Consider the following 22689-nt stretch of genomic DNA (forward strand, 5'->3'; position numbering starts at 1 on the left):
TAAATGTTTGTTAATTTTTGCAATTTCTCGCAGGCTAAGTATTTGTTACCAACGGAATTTATCCCAGTTTTCAGGATTTGCCCAAAATTTAGAGTTAAACCAATCTGGAATATGTTTATAAGTCAAAATATTAAACTGCCATAAAGCAAAATCACTTTCATGCGTGGTTTTATCAATGAGCTGAGTAAAGCCTAAAGCACGTAATAATTGTTCATCGTGTAACTTACTCACCACCACGATGCGTTTGGCAAATAGGTCACGCAATTTTACCAACATCTGCGTTTTCTGCTGCTGATCCAAACTCAACATGGTTTCAGTATCAAGAATCACAAATCCAAGGTCAAAACGCTGGGTAAAAGGCAGATTTAAAAACTCAGTTACGTTAAAATGTTGCCATTGAATTGGATGAAATTGATTGTATTGCTCAAGATCCTGACCAATACAGATTGCGGTTAAAATGGGCTGCTCTTTTGACAAATCGTCTAGCATAGAAGTGATGACATTTTGTTCAGCCATTGACCGCATCCTTAATAATGAAGTGAGTATTCGTATGGAACTACAAGGCATTTGCCATAAAATGCATGCAGGTCTTAAAGACCTTAGTGTAACTGATCAACATACACACAAGGCAAATGTTGAGTATAAATTTATTCTAGATCGCTCAGAAGTTGATCTACCATTTAGCCTTGGCCAAGAAATAGAAATCGAAGCCACGGGAAATATCTACTGCATTTCTTGCGGCGCAAAAACACCTAAATCGTATTCACAAGGTCATTGCTTCAAATGCATGAAAACTAAGGCTTCTTGTGATATGTGCATTATGAAGCCTGAAACCTGTCATTATCATCTCGGGACTTGCCGTGAAGATGATTTTGCCCATGAAGTTTGCTTTCAACCGCATATTGTCTATTTAGCCAATTCGAGTGCCTTAAAAGTGGGGATTACTCGACTTGGTCAAATGCCTACACGTTGGCTGGACCAAGGTGCGACGCAAGCTTTGCCTATTATGAAAGTTGGTTCACGTCGTCTATCTGGTCAGCTTGAAGTCATGTTTGGAACGCAAGTGGCCGATAAAACTGATTGGCGTAAATTACTCAAAGGTGAAGCAGAACCCATCAACCTGATCGAAATTCGCGACCAATTGGTGGAAGAATTTGCACCAAAAATTCAGACCATTCGTGAAGAATTTAGCCAAAATTTAGAGTTTAATGAAACTGTTGAACTGTTAGAAGATGAGTTGCCACGCCAATTTATCTACCCGGTAGATGAATATCCTGAAAAAATCAAATCGCATAATTTGGACAAAACACCAATTATTCGAGGAAAATTACAAGGGATTAAAGGTCAGTATCTGATTTTGGATACCGGTGTGATCAATATTCGTAAATACACGGGCTATGAAATTAAAGTACGTACTTAAATCGACTTAACGTGTCTAATTAAGTTTAAAAAAGCGAGATATTTCTCGCTTTTTTTCACACACTTTACCGATTTTATTCATTGAACAGTTGAAAGAAACTTTAAATATGGCAGCGCCATTAACTGCTCCGCTTCTAAGATAGGCATATGACCAACATGGTCTAAAATCAGTGGCTTTTCAGCTTTTTTAAATAAGCGTCTCAGTTCTTCTGCCACTTCAACATTGATAATCTGATCTTGCTTCCCCCAGATAATAAACACAGGTGCATCAATGCCTCGTGCAGCCAAAGCAAAGGACTCCGGCGTATACAAGGTGGCCATTTTTTGCAGTTGCTCCACCATTTTATTGGTTTGCTTAGACTGAACTATCATCAACTTTTCTTGCCCAGTTTTTAATTCTTGTGGAATAAAAGGTGGAGATTGCATCACGATCTTCATCACGCGATCAAAATCACCAGTTTTTCTGACCACTAGCTCTGCAAGCTTTGCCGTATCTTTTAGATATACTGTATTGCTCGACTTAAAGACACCAGCCGAATCTACTAACAATAAAGATTTCACTTCTAAGGGATACTGAGCGCTATAGAGCATGGCAATTGCACCACCCATCGAATGCCCTGTGATATGTAAATTTGGATCTAACTTTGCAGCATCAATAAATCGTCGTAATTTTTCAGTTAAATTTGGAATTGATAGATCAAATTGATCTGCAACAAGGGTTTCTCCATGTGCTGGCAGATCTGGAATAATGACATGATAGTTGGGCGTTAAATAACGGGCAACGCGGTTCCAATTATCACGTGTGCCTGACAAACCATGCAGCAACAACAGCGTCGGTTTTCGTGGATCTCCTCCTTCACTATAAGTCCACTCAATTTCATTATTTTTGACTTTTTTGCTGCTCAATCCTGCCCAAGCTCTTTCCTGCTCTAAAACATTTTGAAAGTTCAATTCTGCAGCTTGAATACTACTGGCAACACTAATCGTTAATAGCATCAATATCATGTGCTTAAAATAATGATCCATCCATCGCAATAACGGGTTCTTTAAACGTTTACATTGAGGCATATACAGAGATGTCATCCGCTTAATCCTTTGTCGTGATGAATTATTTTTTCTTCATATTATTTTTTTGAGAACACCAATCTACGATGCTAGAGTCGATATTTCATTTGCCAAATCTTTAAAATAAAAATTATATCTGTCAATTTAAGCCAAAAAAAACCAGCTCGAAAGCTGGTTTTTTTAAAGCTACCTTAATTATTTAATTTTGGCATGATCTTTTAGATAACGTGTGTAGTCATCAAATTCTTGCTGACCACGAAGCTGTTGATAAAGTTTTTTTAACTCATCTAACTGCTCACCCGTTAATGCCGCATCAGATTGTTTATTCACTGCAGTCACAGCAACCACAACCAACTCATTTGGTAGATTGGTTGTAGTAACAGACCAATGACCTGCTTTCGGCGCTTTTACGCTAAATGCAGCACGTTGAATTTCACGTTTCAACAAACCATCCGCACGAGTGAAGGTACCCGCATTTTCAAAGTTTAAATTGCCTTTCGCGACTGAAGCAGCAGGTTTTGCAGCAAACTCTTTCAATGTCGCTTGAATCTGAGCTTTTGCAGCATCAAACGCTTTCTTTTCAATCAGCTGAGTTTTCACATGCGCTTTCGCTTCAGCTAAAGTTTGAACACCTGCAGCGTGATAGTTACGCACTTTCACCCAAACTACATCACCATTTTTCAACTGAATGCTCGATGAAACATTACGTTCACCATTTTTAACATCATCGTTAAACAATTTAACTTTGACGTTTGCATCACTTAGAACAGGATGTTGCGATGCTAATGTTAAGCCATTCAATGATTGTACTTTTACGCCTTTCACTTCTTGACCCACGACATCGAGGGCATCACTACTCACCACCATATCATTGAGGCTGTTTACAGTGTCAGAAAAAACATTGGCTTTTTTCGAAGCAGCGACTTCTGCTTGCAGACGTGCTTTTTCTTGTTCAAATGAAGCCACTTTTACAGCTGGCGCCACTTTTTCGATCAAGTGATAACCACTGTCTGTTTTCACTGGAGCAGTCACTTGACCAGCTTGAGCACCTTCAACTGCTGCATCAAATGCATCACCAAATACACCTTTTTCATAAGCAACCAGTTCACCACCTTTCGCTTTAGATTCAGGATCTTCAGAGAATTGCGCAGCAGCTTGGTTAAAGCTTAAACCCGCTTTAATTTTAGCTTGAACACTTTCAGCCAGTTTTTTAGCTTCGGCATCTGAACGATTGTCCGCAGTGATCATGATGTGCTTAACGATAGGTTTAACTGACTTCTGTGCATTCTCAACAAAGCTGTTATACGCTTCTTTCAGTTCAGCATCAGTTGCAGCTTCTACAGGTGCAGTTATATTGGCAGGTGTTAATACGACAAAATCTGCATCAACACTAGTTGCTTGCTTAAATTTGTTTTTATGTTGCTCATAATAAGCGGCAATTTCAGCATCAGATACTTTTACATTTTTCTTGTAATTTTCAAGATTAATGCTTGCCAACTGAATACTACGTTGTTCCGTTTGTAAGTTCGCAATTTGCAAGATATCAAGCTTACTCACCAATGCATATTCCATAAATGTTGTAGACAACATTTTTAAAGCATGGTCTTTACGTAAATTATCAATGAATGTGCGATTCGTCATACCAATCGATTCGAGGTATCGCGCAAACGCTTCATCAGAAAATTGACCATTGACTTGAAAGCTTGGCTGCTGATGAATCATTTGCACAATTTGTGCATCACTCAAGCTAATGCCTAATTTATCAGCTTGTTGCAATAGCAATTGGCGTGAAACCAAAGTATCCATCGCTTTATTGCTAATGAAATTTTGATTCAATAATGTTTCATCACCCTGAGCATATGTCAGATATTGTTCTTTTAATGAGTTCGTCAGTGCTTCGAGTTCTTTTTGAGAAATTTCAGTACCGTTTACAGTCTTTGCTGCATCTTTAGATCCACCACTAAAATATCCTTCAATACCTACAAGTGCTAAAGGGGTCAAAAACAAAACGAGCAAGACCTTGCCCAGCCAACCCTTAATGACTTTACGAAACGATTCCATAAGTATTCCAATATTTTATTTGCGGTGAATTTTAACCGAAAACCCGAGATGAATGAATGCGATATATCAATTAATCACATTTACCAATAAAAAACGCGCCAATTTATGGCGCGTCTCATGTGCTTAATAAGATTAAGCTACAGAATCTTTCAAGCCTTTACCCGCTTTGAAGCTAGGAACTTTGCTTGCTTTGATTTCTAAAGTCGCACCAGTTTGTGGGTTACGACCAGTACGTGCAGCGCGTTCTTTTACGCTGAATGTACCGAAACCAACTAAAGTAACTGTATCACCAGCTTTTAATGCATTGGTAACTGCAGCAATTGTAGCATCTAAAGCTTTACCGGCATCGGCCTTAGATAATCCCCCATTTTCGGCAATTGCATCAATTAATTCTGATTTATTCATGAAAATTACGTCCTCTTAATATCGTTTATTTAAGGTTCAAGAATTTGTATAAAACGCCATAACGCCTTTATAGCAATGCTTTAGGGTTAAACGCAATACTCCTCAACCTCTTTTTATAGAATTTTTTGACGAAAAAAACCTTGAAAATTCGATAATATTAAAAAAGTTAGTATTTTTTTAATATTTCGGCCCTCAGTTGGGCATTCTCTTCGGCCAATTGGTCAACTTTAGTATGTAATTGAAGTATAAGCCTTTCTAAGTGCTGTAAATCCTTTACAGTCACCAATCCTAAACGGTTTAAAGAATGATTGACACCATTATCTAAAATTTTTTCTACTTTATCTTTCGTATCGGTTACAGATTCCTTGGCTTTTTCTGAAACTTTTTCGACAGTTTGATCTGCAATATCAATGGTTTTGGACTCAAGCTCCTCTCCAACTTTGACTAAAGAGTCAAAAAGCTTATTTCCCTCTCCCTCAGCACGTGAAAAAGCACCTAATCCAGCCAACCATATCTGTTTGGTATATTTACGAAAATCCATTTTAGAGCGACGATCAGAATGACTCCGTACCCGAGGTTTAGCCGGCTTTTCTGATGTTTCTTGTGCATCGTCAATTATGCTTTCTGTATTTTCCATAATCCGCACTTCTCCTGCTTATTTTATGTGCACATCAACACATGATTCTTCATTTTAACAACATAATAGCAAACATATAACTTGATAGATTGATTAAACTGTTCTACAAAGCTAGTGAATTACCAACTTTTTGGTATATTCTAAGTTCCTCTAGAGCAGGACGCTCAGTTTCCAGTGCTTTCAGATTTTAACAAGGACTTTTTTTTATGAGCGATACGCAACAAACACAAGCTCAACCACATTTGTTGCTTACTATGACCCTGATTGTTTTAGAAACTATTTTTACCTTCATTTTAAAACATGACCGCGTTGTAGCATTACAAGCTAAAAAATTTGTTGATCAAAAAGTCGCACTAAAAATAAATAGCTACATCCCTTATTTTGACTTTTATGTTCAGTTTACTGAGCACGGCATTCTGTTCGACACTAAATCTCCAGATAAAGCCATCGACCTTGATGTCCGCACGACACTAATGGATTTGGTGAAAATTTTTGTATTTGGTAATCGCAAAAGCATCAAAACCATGCGTATCGATGGCGATGTAGTTTTAAAAGATGAATTTCGTGATTTGGTTTCTTTATTTAGTGTGCCGAAAATTTTATCTGACTGGAAACACTGGTTGTCTGAACCTGTCGAAGAAAACGATATCGTTGCATCTAAAAAACGTATTGCCCCACTTTTAGAAAAAATTGAACAGCAACGCTCTAAAATAAACACGCTACAAGTTGAAGTTAAACAATACAAAAACCGTATTAAGCGTATCGAACGTCGTCAAAAGCGGATTAATATCGCTTTTAGTCTAATATCTATTCTTTTAATAACGTTATTAGTGTATAATATGTGGTTCAAATAAATACATAATTTTTCAGACAAAATAAAACAAATAAACAATCTCAAAAAAACTTGACTATTTTAGTCAGGATTCATAAAATCTGCACATCTAGACTTAACATGTGTATCGAATCATGCGCTTAACAACTCGCGGTCGCTACGCAGTGACTGCTCTACTTGATCTAGCTTTGCAGCCAACTGAACAAACGATCACTCTTGCAGAAATTGCAGCTCGTCAAACCATTTCAGTGGCCTATCTTGAGCAGTTATTTGCAAAATTAAAGCGTCACGGCTTAGTTTCCAGCATCCGTGGAGCTAACGGTGGTTATCACCTTGCTCGTAGTGCTGAAGACATCACTGTTTTGGAAATTATTGAAGCTGTAAATGAAACAGTTGATGCAACCCGTTGTGACCACAAAGGCAACTGCCAAAATGGTGCAATGTGCTTGACTCACGATTTATGGCAGGAACTCTCCCACCACATTGCCGATTATCTTGCAAAAATCACCCTTGCTGACCTTGTAGCACGCGATAACGTTCAAACCGTATCAATTCGTCAAAATTCAGCAAACTTTGATTCAGCCCTTTTATCGGTTACAGGTATTTGACATGAAGCGTCCTATTTATCTTGACTATGCAGCAACTACACCTGTAGACCCTCAAGTCGCAGAACGTATGATGGAATGTCTAACGTTTGACGGTACTTTTGGTAATGCAGCTTCTCGTTCTCATGCTTACGGCTGGCAGGCAGAAGAAAAAGTAGAATATGCACGTGAACAAGTTGCTAATCTAGTAAAAGCTGATCCACGCGAAATCGTTTGGACTTCTGGTGCAACTGAATCTGACAACCTTGCGCTTAAAGGTATTGCTCAGTTCTATGCATCTAAAGGCAAGCACATTATTACAAGTAAAATTGAACATAAAGCAATTCTTGATACTTGCCGCGAGCTTGAAGAAGAAGGCTTCGAAATTACTTATCTTGAGCCAGAAGCAAAAACTGGTTTAATTACACCTGAAATGGTTCAAGCTGCCCTTCGTCCAGATACAATTCTTGTATCTTTGATGATGGTGAACAATGAAATCGGTACAACTACAGATGTAGCTGCAATCGGTGAATTGACTCGTGCAAACAAAACTTATTTCCATGTAGATGCTGCGCAAGCTGCTGGTAAAGTAGAAATTGATCTTTCAACAATGAAAGTTGATTTGATGAGTTTCTCTGGCCACAAAATCTATGGTCCTAAAGGTATTGGTGCTCTTTATGTACGTCGTCAACCGCGTGTACGAATTAAAGCGCAAATGCACGGTGGCGGTCATGAACGTGGCATGCGTTCAGGTACGCTAGCGACTCACCAAATCGTGGGTATGGGCGAAGCGTTCGAACTTGCCGGCAAAAACCTGCATGCTGAACAAACTCGTATTCGTGTACTTCGTGACAAACTTTGGAATGGCTTGCAAGATCTTGAACAAGTCTTCCTGAACGGTCACCCAGAATACAACGTTGCAAACTATCTAAACGTCAGCTTTAACTTTGTTGAAGGTGAATCGTTAATGATGGCACTTAAAGATTGCGCAGTATCTTCTGGTTCTGCATGTACATCAGCAACTTTAGAACCATCTTATGTACTTCGTGCATTGGGTCTTTCAGACGAATTGGCTCACAGTTCGATTCGTTTCAGCTTTGGTAAATACACCACTGAAGCCGATATTGACCACGTGCTTGAAATTACCAAAGCAGCAGTTGAAAAACTACGTGATCTTTCACCGCTTTGGGACATGTACAAAGAAGGTATCGACCTTAATTCTGTAGAATGGGCTGAACACTAATTCATCCCGGTGAGATAGCTTTTATTTTAAGGCTATCTCATTGATTAACGTAATTTCACCCCCATATTAATCTTAAGGCTGACCCCGAGGTTTGGAGAAGCATCATGGCTTATAGCGAAAAAGTAATTGATCATTACGAAAACCCTCGTAATGTTGGTGTTTTAGACAAAAATGCAGAAAACGTTGGTACAGGTATGGTCGGTGCACCAGCTTGTGGCGATGTTATGCGTCTACAGATTCAAGTTGATGACAACGGCGTAATTGAAGAAGCTCGCTTCAAAACTTACGGATGTGGTTCAGCAATTGCATCTAGCTCATTAGTAACAGAGTGGCTAAAAGGCAAAACTCTTGATGAAGCCCAAGCAATTAAGAACATTGATATTGCAACTGAACTTGCACTTCCACCAGTAAAAGTACACTGCTCTGTACTTGCTGAAGATGCAATCAAAGCTGCTGTAGAAGACTACCGTAGCAAGAAAGTAAAAGCTTAATTGTTTACGTGTTTTAAAAAAGATTAACGGAGTTTTCATGATTCATTTAACTGAAAATGCTGCAACTCATATCAGCAATTACATCAAGAATCGCGGTAAGGGTGAAGGTATTCGCGTTGGCGTGAAAACTTCTGGCTGTTCTGGTTTAGCTTATGTACTTGAGTTTGTCGATGATATTGACACGCATGACCAAGTATTCGATCAGTTTGGCGTAAAAGTATTCGTTGATCCAAAAAGCTTAGTTTATCTTGAAGGTATGGAGATGGACTATGTGAAAAATGGTTTAAACGAAGGTTTTGAATTTAATAACCCAAATAAAAAAGGCGAATGTGGCTGCGGCGAATCGTTTACGGTTTAAGCCATTTCCACGCTCCTTTTTCGCATTAAAACAGTGTACAATTCACTGTTTTAATTGCATTTAAAGCAACACTTTTTGCACCTCTATTGCGGACACCATCTCCCATGAATCATTTTGAGTTGTTTAACTTACCTGTAGCACTCGATATTGATTTAGCAGTTTTAAAAGCTGAATTTTTAAAGTTGCAGCAACAATATCATCCAGATAAAGCCGAAGACAAAGATCTAGCCCTGATAAAATCTAGTGAGATTAATCAAGCATTTAAAGCTTTATCCAATGTTGATAGCCGCGCTGCATATCTTTTAAGTCTCAAAAAACAAGATTATCACCTTGATCAATCGATTAGTGATTTTGAGTTCCTACAAGATGCCTTAGAAATTCGTGAACAGTTAGATGAGGCAGGCTCTGCTGATGACCTCACTTCACTTAAAACTGAAGTTCAGCAATGGATTGACGGTTTGGTTCGTGAATTTAAAATTGATTATGACGACGAAGACTGGGCTGAAGCACGTGATACTGTACGCAAATTACGCTTCTTCCAAAAAGTAATGGCTGACATCGATAAAGCTGAAGATCGCTTCTTAGACGACGATAGCTTTGATTTAGACGATGATTTTTAATTTATTTTTTATATTTGACGTTCAAAGGATGTAACACACATGGCTCTCTTGCAAATTGCAGAACCTGGTCAATCAAGTGCGCCGCATGAACACCGCATCGCAATTGGTATCGATCTTGGGACTACACACTCTTTAGTAGCCACGGTACTTTCTGGTAAAGCGAAAGTGCTTAACGATGAACATGGTCGTGTGTTACTCCCTTCTATTGCACACTATGGCGAATCCACTACGCAATATGGTGACGACGCAAAGGCATTCTTAACGACTGATCCTAAAAACACCATCGTTTCTGTAAAACGTTTTATGGGGCGCTCTAAAGCAGATATTAAATTCCAACACCCGTACAACTTAGTCGGTGAAGGGAATGAAATGCCTGCTTTTGAAACTGCACAAGGTCGTAAAACACCCGTTGAAATTTCTGCTGAAATTTTAAAACAACTCAAAGACCGTGCAGAAAGCAGCTTAAATAATCCAGTAAATGGTGCTGTCATTACTGTGCCTGCCTATTTTGATGAAGCACAGCGTCAAGCAACGCGTGATGCAGCACAGCTTGCAGGCTTAAATGTACTGCGTCTTTTAAATGAACCGACTGCTGCTGCAGTGGCTTATGGCTTAGACCAAGACACCGATCTGGCACACGATCAGAACTATGTGATCTATGATTTAGGTGGCGGTACTTTTGACGTTTCAATTTTACGTTTCTCTCAAGGTGTTTTTGAAGTTCTAGCAACGGGTGGCCATACGGCGCTTGGTGGTGATGACTTAGACCGCCTGATTGTAAAATGGGCAAAAAAACAACTAAATATTGAAACTTTAGATGATGCGGAATATGCACATTTCATCGTTTCTGCTCGTAAAGCAAAAGAAGCTTTAACCGAGGCTGAATCTGTAGAGCTTAAAGTTCTTGATCAATCATTGACTTTAGACCGCCCTACTTTTGAATCAATCATTAAAGTTGCTTTGGATAAAACCATCAGCGTTTGTAAACGTGTCATGCGTGATGCCAAGCTTGAGCTTAGCGATATTCAAAATGTGGTATTGGTCGGTGGTTCTACTCGCTCGTATGCTGTACAAAAAGCTGTTCAAGATGTCTTCAATCAAGAACCGCTCTGCACTATTAACCCTGATGAAGTTGTGGCCATTGGCGCGTCGATTACAGCGAACCAGCTTATTGGTAACTCTAAAGATGGTTCATTGCTTTTAGACGTCACGCCGCTTTCTTTAGGTTTAGAAACCATGGGCGGTTTGGTTGAGCGCCTTATTTCGCGTAATACAGCCATTCCAGTGGCGCGTCGCCAAGAATTCACAACCTATCAAGATGGTCAAACAGCGATGTTGATTCATGTTGTACAAGGTGAACGTGATCTGGTTGAACATTGCCGTAGTCTAGGTCGTTTCGTTCTTCGTGGAATTCCACCGATGACTGCGGGTCAAGCACGCATTGAAGTGACTTTTCAGGTCGATGCTGATGGTTTACTCACGGTGTCAGCCAAAGAAACCACTTCTGGAGTACATGCTCAAATTGACATCAAACCATCTTATGGTTTATCTGATGCCGACACCGAACGCTTACTAATTGATGGTTATAAGTTTGCTGAAGAAGACAAAAACTTACGTCATCTTCAAGAAACCAAAGTTGAAGCAAAACGTGAACTTGAAGCACTTGATCAAGCACTTAAAGTAGATGCTCAACTCCTCAGCCAAGAGCAACATAGTTCCCTCACTGCTGCACGCACTGTTTTAGATGCTGCACTGGAAACGACAGATATCAAAGCTATTGAACATGCTGTAGAACAGCTTAAAATACATAGCGATGCATTTGCTGCAGCTCGTATGAATCAGCACATTGATGCCGCACTGAAAGGCACAAAACTCGATGACTGGTCAAACTCAAATTAATTTATAGGTCAAGATTATGCCACGTATTAAAGTACTGCCTCACGCAACAATCTGCCCAAACGGCGCTGAGTTTGAAGTCGAAGCAAATGCTAACCTTTGCGAAAGCATGTTAAAAAACGGCATCAAAATTGAGCATGCATGTGATATGTCTAAAGCGTGCACCACTTGCCATGTGGTCGTACGTAAAGGTTTTGATGGTCTAGATGAAATGGATGATGTCGAAGCAGATCTTCTCGATCGTGCTTGGGGATTAGAACCAGACTCTCGCCTGTCATGCCAAGTAAAAATTGAAGATGAAGATTTGGAGATTGAAATTCCTAAATATACCATCAACCATGCTTCAGAAAATCATTAATTTATAGATAATTTTCTATAATCAAAAAGCCAGTTCATCGTAACTGGCTTTTTGATGCATAAATATATACAACATTTCAAAAAAGACGTCGTTTTGATAAAAACATGAATTGAGTTATTTTTACAATTTAAGGCAATACGATTAGATCTAATTTTTATAATGTATATGTGAAATTAAGAGTGAGACTCAGTTTTTTTGACTTCTTCGATCACTTCGTCTTCTAAATTCAGTTTAACAATACCAGCAGAGTTAGTCATTTTTTGCTGAGTTTGTAAGCGTTTAATCATACGTTCTAAAACATGTATTAGTTCAGGATATTCAAAGTTTTGTACTTCATCTAAGTTCAACAATAGATTAAAGCCTTTATATTCGTAGTCGAACCAACGTTGATAATCTGTTTTCTGTGAGGTGTATTTTTCCATCACTTGCCAAGTACGTACTGGGCCTTTGATGCCTTTTAAGAAGATCGGTGCTTTAGGTGCACATAAATAGTCATTTTTCACTAAATGATGCGTATCGTCTGAAATCAAAATTTCATCGACTTCGGCCGCACTTTGCAATCGTGCAGCCAAATTCGCATCACGACCCACGATGGTATATGCCATACGGTGAGCTGCACCATAGTTCCCAACGTGGCAATACCCTGTAGAAATACCCATACGAATGTGTAGCGGCGGATAACCCATTTTAATCCAGCGTTCACGCAGCAACTTCATTTGCTGACGCATGACCATTGCCATCTCTAAACAAGTTTTTGCATCTTGCTCTACACCTTGGCTATGTGGATCACCAAAGAAGATTAGAATTGCATCACCCATAAATTTATCGACAGTCGCTTCATACTGTTTGGCAATCTCAGTCATATGACTCAAATAGTCATTGAGTAGAAATGCTAAATCGTCTGGGATTAATGTTTCAGAAAGTTCTGTGAACCCTTGGATATCTGAAAAGAAAATCGTGAGTTTTTTCCGTTTATATTCGATTTTAGCTTCAGACTCACCTTTCATAATCGATTGCCAAAGCTGCATTGGCGCATAACGACTCAATTGATTAGCGAATTCCATATAACGATTCATCTGATCATAATAGTGGTTCTTTTTATTGCTCAAAGACTGAACTTGGGTGTGTTGATAAAATGTCCCCACACTGAAATATGTAATAAGACACAAAAAACCTAGAACGGTTAACTCACTGCTGGTTGACTCAAAATATTCTTGAAAACCAAAGATATAAATATTACATAAATAAAATACAGTGACACCAACAATCCCAGCTAAGGACATCATTAAGAAATTAATTTTGTTATAAATGGTTGTATATAGCAGCGCAAAAACCGCAAGAAAGGTTAAAACGAGGCTTAAATGTACTGCAGACATTAGTACAGCAATTACTATGATATCGATCAGAAAAAGCACATTGCGCTTAACTTGATTGCTATATCGATAAATTAACCAATGAGAAAACTTAGGAACGACTAAAATCAGAAAAAATAAAAATGCAGGAATATAGATTTGATATTGCGTATCTGGCTGAGTGTAATGATAGACAACAATCACCAAAGACAGCATGATATATCCCATCAAACGATGAAAATATTCAAACTGTTTAGGCTCTTTGCTGATTAAATTGTCTAACGGCACTCGATCGCCCCCATACGGACACTCATTCTTCTACTATCCTGATATTGTCCGTAAATCGGGATTAGTCCATACGCCAATCAAAAGGCATATCACCTTGACCACGTAGTGCAAGCATCAGTGTTTGGCGCATGTGTGCCAAGACATCATTGTTATAAGGAACTGCTGGCGTACCCCAAACTGGTTTCGGCCAAGCCACATCATTTTGATAACGAACAACATGATGAAAATGTAATTGTGGAACCATATTACCCAATGCAGCTACATTCATTTTGTCTGCACGGAATACACGTGACAATTGGCTTGATAACCAGCTTGATTCACGTAAAAACTGCTCTTGGTCTGCCTGACTTAATTCATAAAGCTCTGTAATTCCCGGAACACGTGGAATCAAAATAAGCCACGGGAATTGCATATCATTCATCAAACGACATGTTGACAGAGGAAAGTCGCCTACATAAAACGTATCTTGAGCAAGTTGTGGATGTAAACTAAACATATCTTTATAAATGATGCAAAATTAGAATGATGGCTAATACTATCACATCCTTATGGGTGTGAATATTCTGTACAGAACGTTTCATTACAAATAAACCGCATTTGAATAAAACGTTGCTTGCTTATGACTCTAATAAATTTTTCAAAAAAATCAAGCGTTTCTTCTATATAAAAAACACGCATAAAATCTACTCATTCTAAACAAGCAATTTATACGCCAAATCTAGTGATTTGGCGCTAATTCCTTCAGTAAACTGTCTAATAAGTCATTTATAAATTGAATGCGTTTGTCATATTCTTCGAGCATGACCATCACTTTTAGACGCTGTCCACCTTCCATTCGGAAGAAAGTCGGATGCTTTTGCATCATTTGGATGATGGATATGGCTTGAACTGGTGTATCTGGCGAGAACTCAATACTGCCGCCATGTGAGCTGATATCAATTTTAGTAATACCCAATTGTTCCGCTTTTAAACGCAACTGATGGACCGAGAATAACTGCTTAACTGCTTGTGGTGGTAAGCCAAAACGATCAATTAACTCCATACGAATGTTATCGAGTTTCTCTTGAGTATCCGTATTACTAATGCGTTTGTAGAACAATAACCGTTGATGTACATCACCCAAATAATCATCTGGAATTAAGGCTGGCATATGCATGCTAATTTCAGCCGTTAATGACAATGGTGAGTCAAAATTAGGTGTTTTGCCTTTTTGAATGGCTTTGGTGGCTTTTTCAAGCATTTCCATATATAGACTATAACCGATGGTTTGCATTGAGCCACTTTGCTGTTCACCCAGCAACTCACCTGCACCACGAATTTCTAAGTCTTCTGTAGCCAACATGAAACCCGCGCCCAAAGTTGATGCACGCGAAATGGCATCTAGGCGTTTTTCAGCATCACCCTTTAAGCCTTTGAGCGAAGGTACAAGTAAATAGGCGTATGCTTGATGGTGCGATCGGCCGACACGACCACGTAATTGGTGCAACTGCGCCAGCCCCAGTTTATCTGCACGTTCAATCAAAATGGTATTGGCGTTTGGCACATCAATCCCAGTTTCAATAATGGTTGAACACACCAGCACGTTATATTCTTTATGATAGAACTGTTGCATGATTTGCTCTAGTTCACGCTCACGCATTTGACCATGAGCTACCGCAACACGTGCTTCAGGGACCAATTCCCGTAAGGTTTCTGCCGTACGTTCAATGGTCTCGACTTCGTTGTGTAAGAAATACACTTGTCCACCACGTAGCAATTCACGCAAGATGGCTTCTTTGATCGAATCTCCAGTATGCTCTTGTACAAAGGTTTTCACAGCAAGTCGACGTGCAGGCGGCGTTGCAATAATAGATAGATCACGCATGCCACTAAAAGCCATATTCAGCGTACGTGGAATAGGCGTTGCAGTTAGCGTTAGCATATCAACATCGGCACGTAAGGCTTTAATTCGCTCTTTATCACGTACACCAAAACGGTGCTCTTCATCCACGATCATGAGGCCGAGATTTTTAAATTGCACACTTTCCTGCAAGATTTTATGTGTGCCAATCACAATATCCACTTTGCCTTCTGCGAGGTCTTCAATGGTTTTGGTATGTGATTTTGATGAACCAAAGCGTGATAGGACTTCAATACGTACAGGCCAGTCCGCAAAACGGTCTTTGAAAGACTCGTAGTGCTGCTGTGCCAACAGCGTCGTTGGAACAAGTACAGCCACTTGTTTGTTATTTTGTACTGCCACAAATGCAGCACGCATGGCCACTTCTGTTTTACCAAAACCGACATCACCACAAACCAAGCGATCCATCGGCTTCGCTTGTTGCATGTCATACAGTGTCGCTTCAATAGCATTGGCTTGGTCTAAAGTTTCTTCATAGGCGAAGCCACTTGCAAACTGCATATAGAGGCTCTGATCCAGTTCAAAACCATAACCCGGTTTCGAATGACGACGTGCTTGAATATGCAAAAGTTCTGCCGCCACATCATGGATCTGCTCTAAAGCTTTGCGTTTGGCTTTAGACCATGCATCTGTGCCTAATTTATGTAATGGTGCTAGATCAGGGTCACCACCGCTATATCGGCTAATTAAATGCAGGTTTGTTACAGGGACATACACCTTAGCTGCATCGGCATAGTCTAACTGCAAAAACTCATGGTCTTGGTCATCGATACTCAAGGTAATTAAACCTGCATATCGCCCCACACCATAATCAATATGAACCACAGGTGCGCCAATACTTAGCTCGGTTAAACTACGAACAAGAAACTCTTCTGATACTTCCTGTTGGCGTTTACGACGACGTTGAACCACACGGTGTTCATACAGCTGATTTTCAGAAATTACACTGAGTTTGTCAGTTAGCAATAAACCACGATCTAAGGGTGCATTGGTGATCGCAATCGCGTGCATAGAATGCATAAAATCATCAAAACTTTCGACCGTCGGGATATCACCCAAACTTGGACGCAATGCATCTTTTAAGGTTTCACGTCGACCTGCGCTTTCAGCCACCAATAGCACTGGATAATTTGCCGCATCTATATATTGCTTAACCGCAGAAAATGGCTTTTCACGTTTTGGATCGACAGGTAAACGGGGTGGAATCTCAGCTGCAAGATTGATCACGCCAGTGCGTTCATCAAAAGCCTCAGGTGAAGCCACTATACGACGGCAAAGATTTAATTGTTCTAACACTTGATTTGGTTGTAGGAAAATCTGCTCTGGCGGCAGAATCGGTTGGTCGACATTATGACGACGGTCTTCATAACGACGCACAATGTCTGACCAAAACTGAATCAATGTGTCATCAATAGCTTTATCTGTAATGACAATGCCATTCTCTGGTAAGTACGAAAATAGCGTACTTTGCTCTCTCATGGCTTGTTCAGAGAAGAATAACGGAAAATAAAACTCAATACCCGGTGAAGCTATGCCATCTTGTACATCTTGATAAATTGGGTTTTTCTTTGGATTTGCCGTCGGAAAATTTTCCGCATATCGATCACGAAACAGTGAGCGCGCTTCTTTTAATGGAAATTCTTTTGCAGGTAAAACCGTAAAATGATCTAAGTTTTGGGTGGTTCGCTGAGTTTCAGGATCAAAGAATTTGAGGGTATCGATTTCATCATCAAATAAGTCAATACGAATCGGTGAACTTTGCCCCGAAGCGTAAATATCCATGATGCTGCCGCGTACTGCAAATTCACCATGATCATAAACGGTATCCACCAAGTGATAGCCCGCTTGTACTAATCTTAATTTTTGTTGTTCTATATCAAATTTTTGACCTACTTTAATATCAAAGTGTTCACCTAATACCCAAGATGCAGGCGCAACTCGCTGCGCTAAAGTTGTTGCTGAAACCAACAACACACCTTGCTGTGGCATATTGGACAAAATCGCCAAGCGCTCAGAAACGATGTCTTGATGTGGCGACAGCCGGTCATAAGGTAAAATTTCCCAATCTGGGAAAATAGTCGGCTTAATTCCGTAAAATTCCAGCTCACTTTCTAACTGCCCGAGATGCTGATTATTACGTGCTACAATCACAAACAACTGTTTCGATTGTTTGCTAATTTCTTTAAATAATAATGCAGCAGATGAGCCTTGTAAGTTTCCGACCCACCGCTTTTCGCCAGCTTTGAGCTGTTTAAGATTGAGTTGTGAAATTTCTTGCTGGAACATGATGTAAATAGCTTTTAATGTTTTAATCACTTGGTGATCATATTAACACGATGCTTTTTACATTCCGAGATTTAAGCAACTATATACAGTGTTTTAACCAATATGGATTTGCGATTGTATTTTCTATTGATGAGTACCATTAACGCACCCATCAAACTCAAACACTGCAGTCCATTCACTTACTTACGATCACGGATGAATTGACGATAATAATCATTCAATAGTTTGACATAGAGTTTAAACTGCAACAGATTTTCTTCAGTATTGCCTAATCGTGCAACAAAGCGTTGACTTGCAATTTCCAAGTCTATTTTTTCATTGATAATCATTGCAGTCGCATAGAGCTGTTTTAAATCATCGAAATTTGTCATTTTTCTATTCGACAGATATTCCATACGTTCAGACAAAGTATTTAAAACTACGCCTTCAATGATATAGCCCTGAGTTTCATCATATTGAATGTGGTGTTGTTCTAAGTAAAGTTGCTCAGGCGACTCTTTAGCGCCTTTGAATAAATCGACTAACTTATTAAACATCTGACTATCTACAACATGATAAAAAACCTATTGTACTTCGATTACATCCTTTTTTGGGCAAGTTAAAGTATTTCTGACTTTATCTATGCGCTAAATTTTTCATCCAAACCTTCATGACTATATATAAAACTATAATTACTATCCTAAGCAAATATAGCGTTTTCTTTTCAACCCAATACTTTCTTTTAGAAATTAAGTTCCTATTAGAGACTTAATACATCACTGCTCAGATTAGTTCTCTAGTTTTACCACTGATTTCTTCAAATAAAAAACGAAGGATTAACCTTCGTCATTTACTCATCATGGGGCTATTTAAAAGTCTTAAATAAGCATTTAACTCACTTGAGCGAGTGGCATACTAAATGGTGTCACTTCAGAAACTAAATTTTCAATCGAGAAAATTTCATCCAATTGACTTACAGTTAACAGCTCTTGCTCTAAAACCACTTGGCGAATGGTTTTATTTTCGGCAATACATTGCTTACCGATTTCATCACATTTTGCATGACCTAAATATGGATCGAGTAAGGTCACGATTCCTACACTACGCATCACAGCATCAAAACATGCTTGCTCATTTGCCTGAATTCCTTGGATACATTTGCTATCTAATGTTTTTACGGCATTCACCAAAAGCTCAATCGATTCATTCATGGACAATGCAATGACCGGCTCCATGACATTTAATTGTAATTGCCCTGCTTCTGCGGCTAAAGTTATGGTTAAATCATTGCCCATCACTCGAAATGCAATTTGGTTGACCACTTCAGGGATCACAGGATTGACCTTTGCAGGCATAATGGACGAACCTGCTTGTAACTCAGGTAAACGAATTTCCGCTAAACCTGTTCGTGGCCCCGAACTTAAAAGACGTAAGTCATTACAGATTTTAGAAAGTTTGACAGCTAAACGTTTTAAGCAACTTGATAATAAAATAAATACGCCACAATCGCTGGTTGCTTCGACATAGTCTTCTGCACCTTGCAATTTTAGACCGGTCAAATGAGCTAGATTTTCAACGGCCTTCGCTGCATAACCCGCAGGAGAATTCACGCCAGTGCCAATTGCCGTCGCACCTAAATTAATTTCCAATAGAAGCTGTCGATTTTGCTCAATCAACTTCAAATCTTCTTTTAATAATGTTGCAAATGCTCGGAACTCTTGCCCCAAAGTCATCGGAACAGCATCTTGTAACTGTGTACGCCCCATTTTGATGACATGTTTAAACTCATCGGCTTTAATATGTAAGCTTCCAATTAGCTGATTTAAAACCACAAATAAAGCATCAAAAGCGCTAAATGTTGCTAGACGCAGCGCTGTTGGATAGACATCATTGGTGGATTGCGACTTATTAACATGATCGTTTGGATGAATCCGTTGATAACTGCCTTTAGCATCTCCGAGCGACTCAAGGGCAATATTGGCAATGACTTCATTGGCATTCATGTTAATAGAAGTGCCTGCTCCACCTTGATAAATATCAATTGGAAATGAATCCGACCATTGTTCTGGATGATCAATCAATGCATCACACGCCTGCTGAATCGCTTGGCGAATATCATCTTGTATTAAGTTAAATTGATAATTGGTTTCTGCTGACGCTTTTTTTACCTGAGCAATAGCGCGTACAAAGTTTAAATTTTGTCCGACATGCTGCTTTGATATTTGAAAGTTTTCGATGGCACGCAATGTGTGTATGCCGTAATAACATGACTGCGGGACTGCCTTATCCCCCAGTAAATCATGCTCTATTCTCGTTTTTTCCATTTGAACCGTTGTCACTGCGCATTCCCTCTAATTACGCACCAAGACTGTGCATACCTCATATTCGACCTGTTCAAATCATCTCACTACAGATGATGTGATGCACATTTGCAACCAAATATTTCAAATGCACATTTCTTGTTCAATATGTAACATTGTGTAATTTTTACATATTTTCATTAGTTCTCTTTTTGTGATGAAAAGTCTTAGGTAGATTTACTTAACAAAATTTAAATTCCCTTCTGGACAACATTTCAGCAGTACAATAAAAAATTCGATTTGTAATAAGAAAAAATAGTGTTTACACAAAATATACATAAAATATGCTTAAAGGTTACAGAGTGTAATTTTTAAATCGTGCTTGAATCTGCGACTTACGACAGAAGTACAAATTTTCATCTAGGACAGAGATGATTTGCTTTCATTAAGGACGAACCGCCTATGAGCCATTTAAACCCGACATTAGTCACCTTTATTTTTTATATTCTTGCAATGCTTGCCATTGGTTTGTATGCCTACAGAGCTACGCATAACTTTGACGAATACATTTTAGGTGGACGAAGTTTAGGAAGTGTTGTGACCGCACTTTCAGCAGGTGCATCCGACATGAGTGGTTGGCTACTCATGGGTCTCCCTGGTGCAATTTATCTATCTGGTCTTTCTGAAGCTTGGATTGCAATCGGCTTAATTATCGGTGCTTGGTTGAACTGGCTGATCGTTGCCGGACGCTTGCGTGTTCATACCGAATATCAAAATAATGCCCTGACCCTGCCCGATTATTTCACAAGCCGTTTTGCAGACCGTAAAAAGATTTTACGTATCATTTCAGCTGTAGTGATTTTAGTTTTCTTTGCGATTTACTGTGCTTCTGGCATGGTGGCTGGCGCACGACTTTTCGAAAGTTTATTCGGTTGGAACTACACAACAGCACTGTGGATTGGTGCAATTGCAACCATCAGCTATGTCTGTATTGGTGGATTTTTAGCTATTAGTTGGACCGATACTTTCCAAGCCGGTCTGATGATCTTTGCACTGCTGATCACACCGATCATCACCTACCTTGCTTTAGGTGATAACAGTCAAAATCTTGCTGCTATTTTGGAAACAGCTCGCCCGCAAGCTTCTAATTTATTTGAAGGTTTAAGTACAGTTGCGATTTTATCCAGCATGGCATGGGGCTTAGGCTATTTTGGTCAGCCGCATATTTTGGTTCGCTTTATGGCAGCCGATTCTGTTAAATCCATTCCGAATGCACGACGCATTGGTATGACATGGATGATCCTGTGTCTAGGCGGTGCTGTAGCAGTGGGTTATATCGGTATTGCTTACTTCCAAGTCCACCCAGAACTGGCAAGTGTCGTTAATGCCAACCCTGAAACGGTATTTATGGAGTTGACTAAAATTCTATTCAATCCGTGGATTGCTGGGATTATTTTAGCCGCAATTTTAGCTGCGGTGATGAGCACACTTAGCTGTCAGTTATTGGTTTGCTCAACCACCTTGACGGAAGATTTGTACAAAGGATTTATTCGTAAAAATGCATCGCAAAAAGAATTGGTTTGGATTGGACGTGCGATGGTCTTGGCAATTGCCGTATTTGCAATCACCTTTGCAATGAACCCTGCAAGTAAAGTTTTAGGCTTAGTGGCTTATGCATGGGCAGGTTTCGGTGCTGCATTTGGCCCACTGATTATTCTTTCATTGCTTTGGAAACGTATGACGCTTAACGGAGCAATCATTGGTATGATCGTGGGTGCAGTGACTGTCATCGTGTGGAAAAACTACTTAGGCCACCTTGGTTTATACGAAATCATTCCAGGCTTTATTTTCTCTGCAATCAGTATCGTTGTCGTGAGCTTATTGGGCAAAGCACCAGAGGCGGATGTGGTTGAACGCTTTGAAAAAGCCGAAGCGCAATATCAAAAAGAAATGTCTGAAATCTAAAATTTTTGACACTAAAAAGGGGCTAAATGCCCCTTTTTAGTACTCAATTATTGATGATTAGCTACTTCGGCCGAGCCGCAGGTTTCAGCTTAATTTGCATACTTTCTTTGATCACTTCCATCACAGGATAACTACGCGTTTCCTTGATACCAGGTAATTGCCAAAGCACCTGCCCTGAAATTTTTCTAAATTCTTCCATATTTGCGCAGCGTATTTTCACCACAAAATCAAAACCACCGCTGATCATGTGACATTCTACGATTTCTGGAATTTGACGCACTGCATCCGAAAAATCTTCCAATACGTTGGGCGTGGTTTTATCTAGTAAAATCTCCACAAAAACCACAAATCCATTGTTGAGTAAGACCGGATTTAAACGTGCTTCATAGCCTAAAATAAAGCCTTCTTTCGATAATTTTTGCACACGTGCCAACGCCGCAGTCGGTGATAAATTCACCATTTCTGCAAGCTTAATATTGGACAATTTTCCATCTTCTTGCAGCAGCTCTAAAATTCGAATATCTATACGGTCTAAGCTCAAATATGGGCTACTCATCTGAATTTTTCTCTAAATATTATTAAAACTATAGTGAGTTATTTGCTAAATATTCTGTGATGATAAATTAAATAAAGGATCAAGCTCAAGATTT

21 protein-coding genes are annotated in these 22689 nt (G+C 39.4%); 10 read left to right on the forward strand and 11 right to left on the reverse strand.

Annotated elements, in window-relative coordinates; all coding sequences use genetic code 11:
* Nucleotides 1–45 precede the first annotated feature (45 nt).
* Complete coding sequence (locus AC25JC_RS00155) at nt 46–516, reverse strand: DUF6231 family protein (RefSeq protein ID WP_180114243.1); 471 nt, start codon at nt 514–516, stop codon at nt 46–48.
* A gap of 34 nt (nt 517–550) precedes the next feature.
* Here AC25JC_RS00155 and AC25JC_RS00160 point away from each other — a divergent pair, with 34 nt between their 5' ends.
* On the forward strand, nt 551–1420 hold the full coding sequence (locus tag AC25JC_RS00160; RefSeq protein WP_078189198.1) for a DUF2797 domain-containing protein: 870 nt from the start codon (nt 551–553) through the stop codon (nt 1418–1420).
* A 77-nt stretch (nt 1421–1497) separates the two neighbouring features.
* Here the strand turns inward: AC25JC_RS00160 and AC25JC_RS00165 are convergent, their stop codons facing one another.
* From AC25JC_RS00165 to AC25JC_RS00180, 4 genes are all read right to left on the reverse strand, one after another.
* The gene (locus AC25JC_RS00165) at nt 1498–2415 is read right to left on the reverse strand and encodes an alpha/beta fold hydrolase (RefSeq protein WP_486923344.1); all 918 of its coding nucleotides are present in this window, start codon (nt 2413–2415) and stop codon (nt 1498–1500) included.
* Between the two features lie 264 nt (nt 2416–2679).
* Nucleotides 2680–4545: a SurA N-terminal domain-containing protein gene (locus AC25JC_RS00170; RefSeq protein ID WP_486923227.1), complete on the reverse strand. Its 1866-nt coding sequence runs from the start codon at nt 4543–4545 to the stop codon at nt 2680–2682.
* Between the two features lie 132 nt (nt 4546–4677).
* Entirely contained in the window at nt 4678–4950 is a 273-nt protein-coding gene (locus tag AC25JC_RS00175; protein WP_078188662.1) for an HU family DNA-binding protein, read from the reverse strand.
* A 166-nt stretch (nt 4951–5116) separates the two neighbouring features.
* Nucleotides 5117–5587: a phasin family protein gene (locus AC25JC_RS00180; protein ID WP_180102241.1), complete on the reverse strand. Its 471-nt coding sequence runs from the start codon at nt 5585–5587 to the stop codon at nt 5117–5119.
* A 206-nt stretch (nt 5588–5793) separates the two neighbouring features.
* On the opposite strand from AC25JC_RS00180, the gene AC25JC_RS00185 reads away from it, so the two are divergent.
* From AC25JC_RS00185 to fdx, 8 genes are all read left to right on the forward strand, one after another.
* Nucleotides 5794–6441, forward strand: coding sequence for a hypothetical protein (locus tag AC25JC_RS00185; RefSeq protein WP_486923228.1), 648 nt, complete (start codon nt 5794–5796; stop codon nt 6439–6441).
* Nucleotides 6442–6553: 112 nt separating this feature from the next.
* The gene (locus AC25JC_RS00190) at nt 6554–7027 is read left to right on the forward strand and encodes an Rrf2 family transcriptional regulator (protein ID WP_078188665.1); all 474 of its coding nucleotides are present in this window, start codon (nt 6554–6556) and stop codon (nt 7025–7027) included.
* 1 nt (nt 7028) lies between these two features.
* Complete coding sequence (locus tag AC25JC_RS00195; protein WP_078193480.1) at nt 7029–8246, forward strand: IscS subfamily cysteine desulfurase; 1218 nt, start codon at nt 7029–7031, stop codon at nt 8244–8246.
* Between the two features lie 104 nt (nt 8247–8350).
* Entirely contained in the window at nt 8351–8737 is a 387-nt protein-coding gene (gene iscU, locus AC25JC_RS00200) for a Fe-S cluster assembly scaffold IscU (RefSeq protein WP_078188667.1), read from the forward strand.
* Between the two features lie 37 nt (nt 8738–8774).
* On the forward strand, nt 8775–9095 hold the full coding sequence (gene iscA, locus AC25JC_RS00205; RefSeq protein WP_078188668.1) for an iron-sulfur cluster assembly protein IscA: 321 nt from the start codon (nt 8775–8777) through the stop codon (nt 9093–9095).
* Nucleotides 9096–9199: 104 nt separating this feature from the next.
* Nucleotides 9200–9715, forward strand: coding sequence for a Fe-S protein assembly co-chaperone HscB (hscB, locus tag AC25JC_RS00210; RefSeq protein WP_180034816.1), 516 nt, complete (start codon nt 9200–9202; stop codon nt 9713–9715).
* A 39-nt stretch (nt 9716–9754) separates the two neighbouring features.
* Nucleotides 9755–11614, forward strand: a complete 1860-nt coding sequence (hscA, locus tag AC25JC_RS00215) for a Fe-S protein assembly chaperone HscA (protein WP_486923229.1) — start codon at nt 9755–9757, stop codon at nt 11612–11614.
* Nucleotides 11615–11630: 16 nt separating this feature from the next.
* Nucleotides 11631–11969 (forward strand): ISC system 2Fe-2S type ferredoxin, encoded by a 339-nt coding sequence (gene fdx, locus AC25JC_RS00220; protein ID WP_078188671.1) that lies wholly within the window; start codon nt 11631–11633, stop codon nt 11967–11969.
* 173 nt (nt 11970–12142) lie between these two features.
* Here the strand turns inward: fdx and AC25JC_RS00225 are convergent, their stop codons facing one another.
* From AC25JC_RS00225 to aspA, 5 genes are all read right to left on the reverse strand, one after another.
* Nucleotides 12143–13609 (reverse strand): adenylate/guanylate cyclase domain-containing protein, encoded by a 1467-nt coding sequence (locus tag AC25JC_RS00225; protein ID WP_180119981.1) that lies wholly within the window; start codon nt 13607–13609, stop codon nt 12143–12145.
* Nucleotides 13610–13670: 61 nt separating this feature from the next.
* Nucleotides 13671–14105 carry an HIT domain-containing protein gene (locus tag AC25JC_RS00230; protein WP_067762788.1) on the reverse strand — a complete coding sequence of 145 codons (435 nt, stop codon included), beginning with the start codon at nt 14103–14105 and terminating at the stop codon, nt 13671–13673.
* Nucleotides 14106–14327: 222 nt separating this feature from the next.
* Nucleotides 14328–17795 (reverse strand): transcription-repair coupling factor, encoded by a 3468-nt coding sequence (gene mfd / locus AC25JC_RS00235; RefSeq protein ID WP_486923345.1) that lies wholly within the window; start codon nt 17793–17795, stop codon nt 14328–14330.
* 179 nt (nt 17796–17974) lie between these two features.
* The gene (locus AC25JC_RS00240; RefSeq protein WP_078193486.1) at nt 17975–18331 is read right to left on the reverse strand and encodes a hypothetical protein; all 357 of its coding nucleotides are present in this window, start codon (nt 18329–18331) and stop codon (nt 17975–17977) included.
* 333 nt (nt 18332–18664) lie between these two features.
* Entirely contained in the window at nt 18665–20113 is a 1449-nt protein-coding gene (aspA, locus tag AC25JC_RS00245) for an aspartate ammonia-lyase (RefSeq protein WP_486923230.1), read from the reverse strand.
* Between the two features lie 423 nt (nt 20114–20536).
* On the opposite strand from aspA, the gene putP reads away from it, so the two are divergent.
* Complete coding sequence (gene putP / locus AC25JC_RS00250; protein WP_486923231.1) at nt 20537–22039, forward strand: sodium/proline symporter PutP; 1503 nt, start codon at nt 20537–20539, stop codon at nt 22037–22039.
* Between the two features lie 61 nt (nt 22040–22100).
* Here the strand turns inward: putP and AC25JC_RS00255 are convergent, their stop codons facing one another.
* Complete coding sequence (locus AC25JC_RS00255; protein ID WP_180007830.1) at nt 22101–22595, reverse strand: Lrp/AsnC ligand binding domain-containing protein; 495 nt, start codon at nt 22593–22595, stop codon at nt 22101–22103.
* Between the last annotated feature and the right edge of the window lie 94 nt (nt 22596–22689).

The organism is Acinetobacter sp. P37 (assembly GCF_057480965.1).

Bases quoted from the DNA above. Each gene is read 5' to 3' on its own strand.
- AC25JC_RS00155 (WP_180114243.1), bottom strand. From the start codon at position 516: ATGGCTGAACAAAATGTCATCACTTCTATGCTAGACGATTTGTCAAAA.
- AC25JC_RS00160 (WP_078189198.1), top strand. From the start codon at position 551: ATGGAACTACAAGGCATTTGCCATAAAATGCATGCAGGTCTTAAAGAC.
- AC25JC_RS00165 (WP_486923344.1), bottom strand. From the start codon at position 2,415: ATGCTATTAACGATTAGTGTTGCCAGTAGTATTCAAGCTGCAGAATTG.
- AC25JC_RS00170 (WP_486923227.1), bottom strand. From the start codon at position 4,545: ATGGAATCGTTTCGTAAAGTCATTAAGGGTTGGCTGGGCAAGGTCTTG.
- AC25JC_RS00175 (WP_078188662.1), bottom strand. From the start codon at position 4,950: ATGAATAAATCAGAATTAATTGATGCAATTGCCGAAAATGGGGGATTA.
- AC25JC_RS00180 (WP_180102241.1), bottom strand. From the start codon at position 5,587: ATGGAAAATACAGAAAGCATAATTGACGATGCACAAGAAACATCAGAA.
- AC25JC_RS00185 (WP_486923228.1), top strand. From the start codon at position 5,794: ATGAGCGATACGCAACAAACACAAGCTCAACCACATTTGTTGCTTACT.
- AC25JC_RS00190 (WP_078188665.1), top strand. From the start codon at position 6,554: ATGCGCTTAACAACTCGCGGTCGCTACGCAGTGACTGCTCTACTTGAT.
- AC25JC_RS00195 (WP_078193480.1), top strand. From the start codon at position 7,029: ATGAAGCGTCCTATTTATCTTGACTATGCAGCAACTACACCTGTAGAC.
- iscU (WP_078188667.1), top strand. From the start codon at position 8,351: ATGGCTTATAGCGAAAAAGTAATTGATCATTACGAAAACCCTCGTAAT.
- iscA (WP_078188668.1), top strand. From the start codon at position 8,775: ATGATTCATTTAACTGAAAATGCTGCAACTCATATCAGCAATTACATC.
- hscB (WP_180034816.1), top strand. From the start codon at position 9,200: ATGAATCATTTTGAGTTGTTTAACTTACCTGTAGCACTCGATATTGAT.
- hscA (WP_486923229.1), top strand. From the start codon at position 9,755: ATGGCTCTCTTGCAAATTGCAGAACCTGGTCAATCAAGTGCGCCGCAT.
- fdx (WP_078188671.1), top strand. From the start codon at position 11,631: ATGCCACGTATTAAAGTACTGCCTCACGCAACAATCTGCCCAAACGGC.
- AC25JC_RS00230 (WP_067762788.1), bottom strand. From the start codon at position 14,105: ATGTTTAGTTTACATCCACAACTTGCTCAAGATACGTTTTATGTAGGC.
- mfd (WP_486923345.1), bottom strand. From the start codon at position 17,795: ATGTTCCAGCAAGAAATTTCACAACTCAATCTTAAACAGCTCAAAGCT.
- AC25JC_RS00240 (WP_078193486.1), bottom strand. From the start codon at position 18,331: ATGTTTAATAAGTTAGTCGATTTATTCAAAGGCGCTAAAGAGTCGCCT.
- putP (WP_486923231.1), top strand. From the start codon at position 20,537: ATGAGCCATTTAAACCCGACATTAGTCACCTTTATTTTTTATATTCTT.
- AC25JC_RS00255 (WP_180007830.1), bottom strand. From the start codon at position 22,595: ATGAGTAGCCCATATTTGAGCTTAGACCGTATAGATATTCGAATTTTA.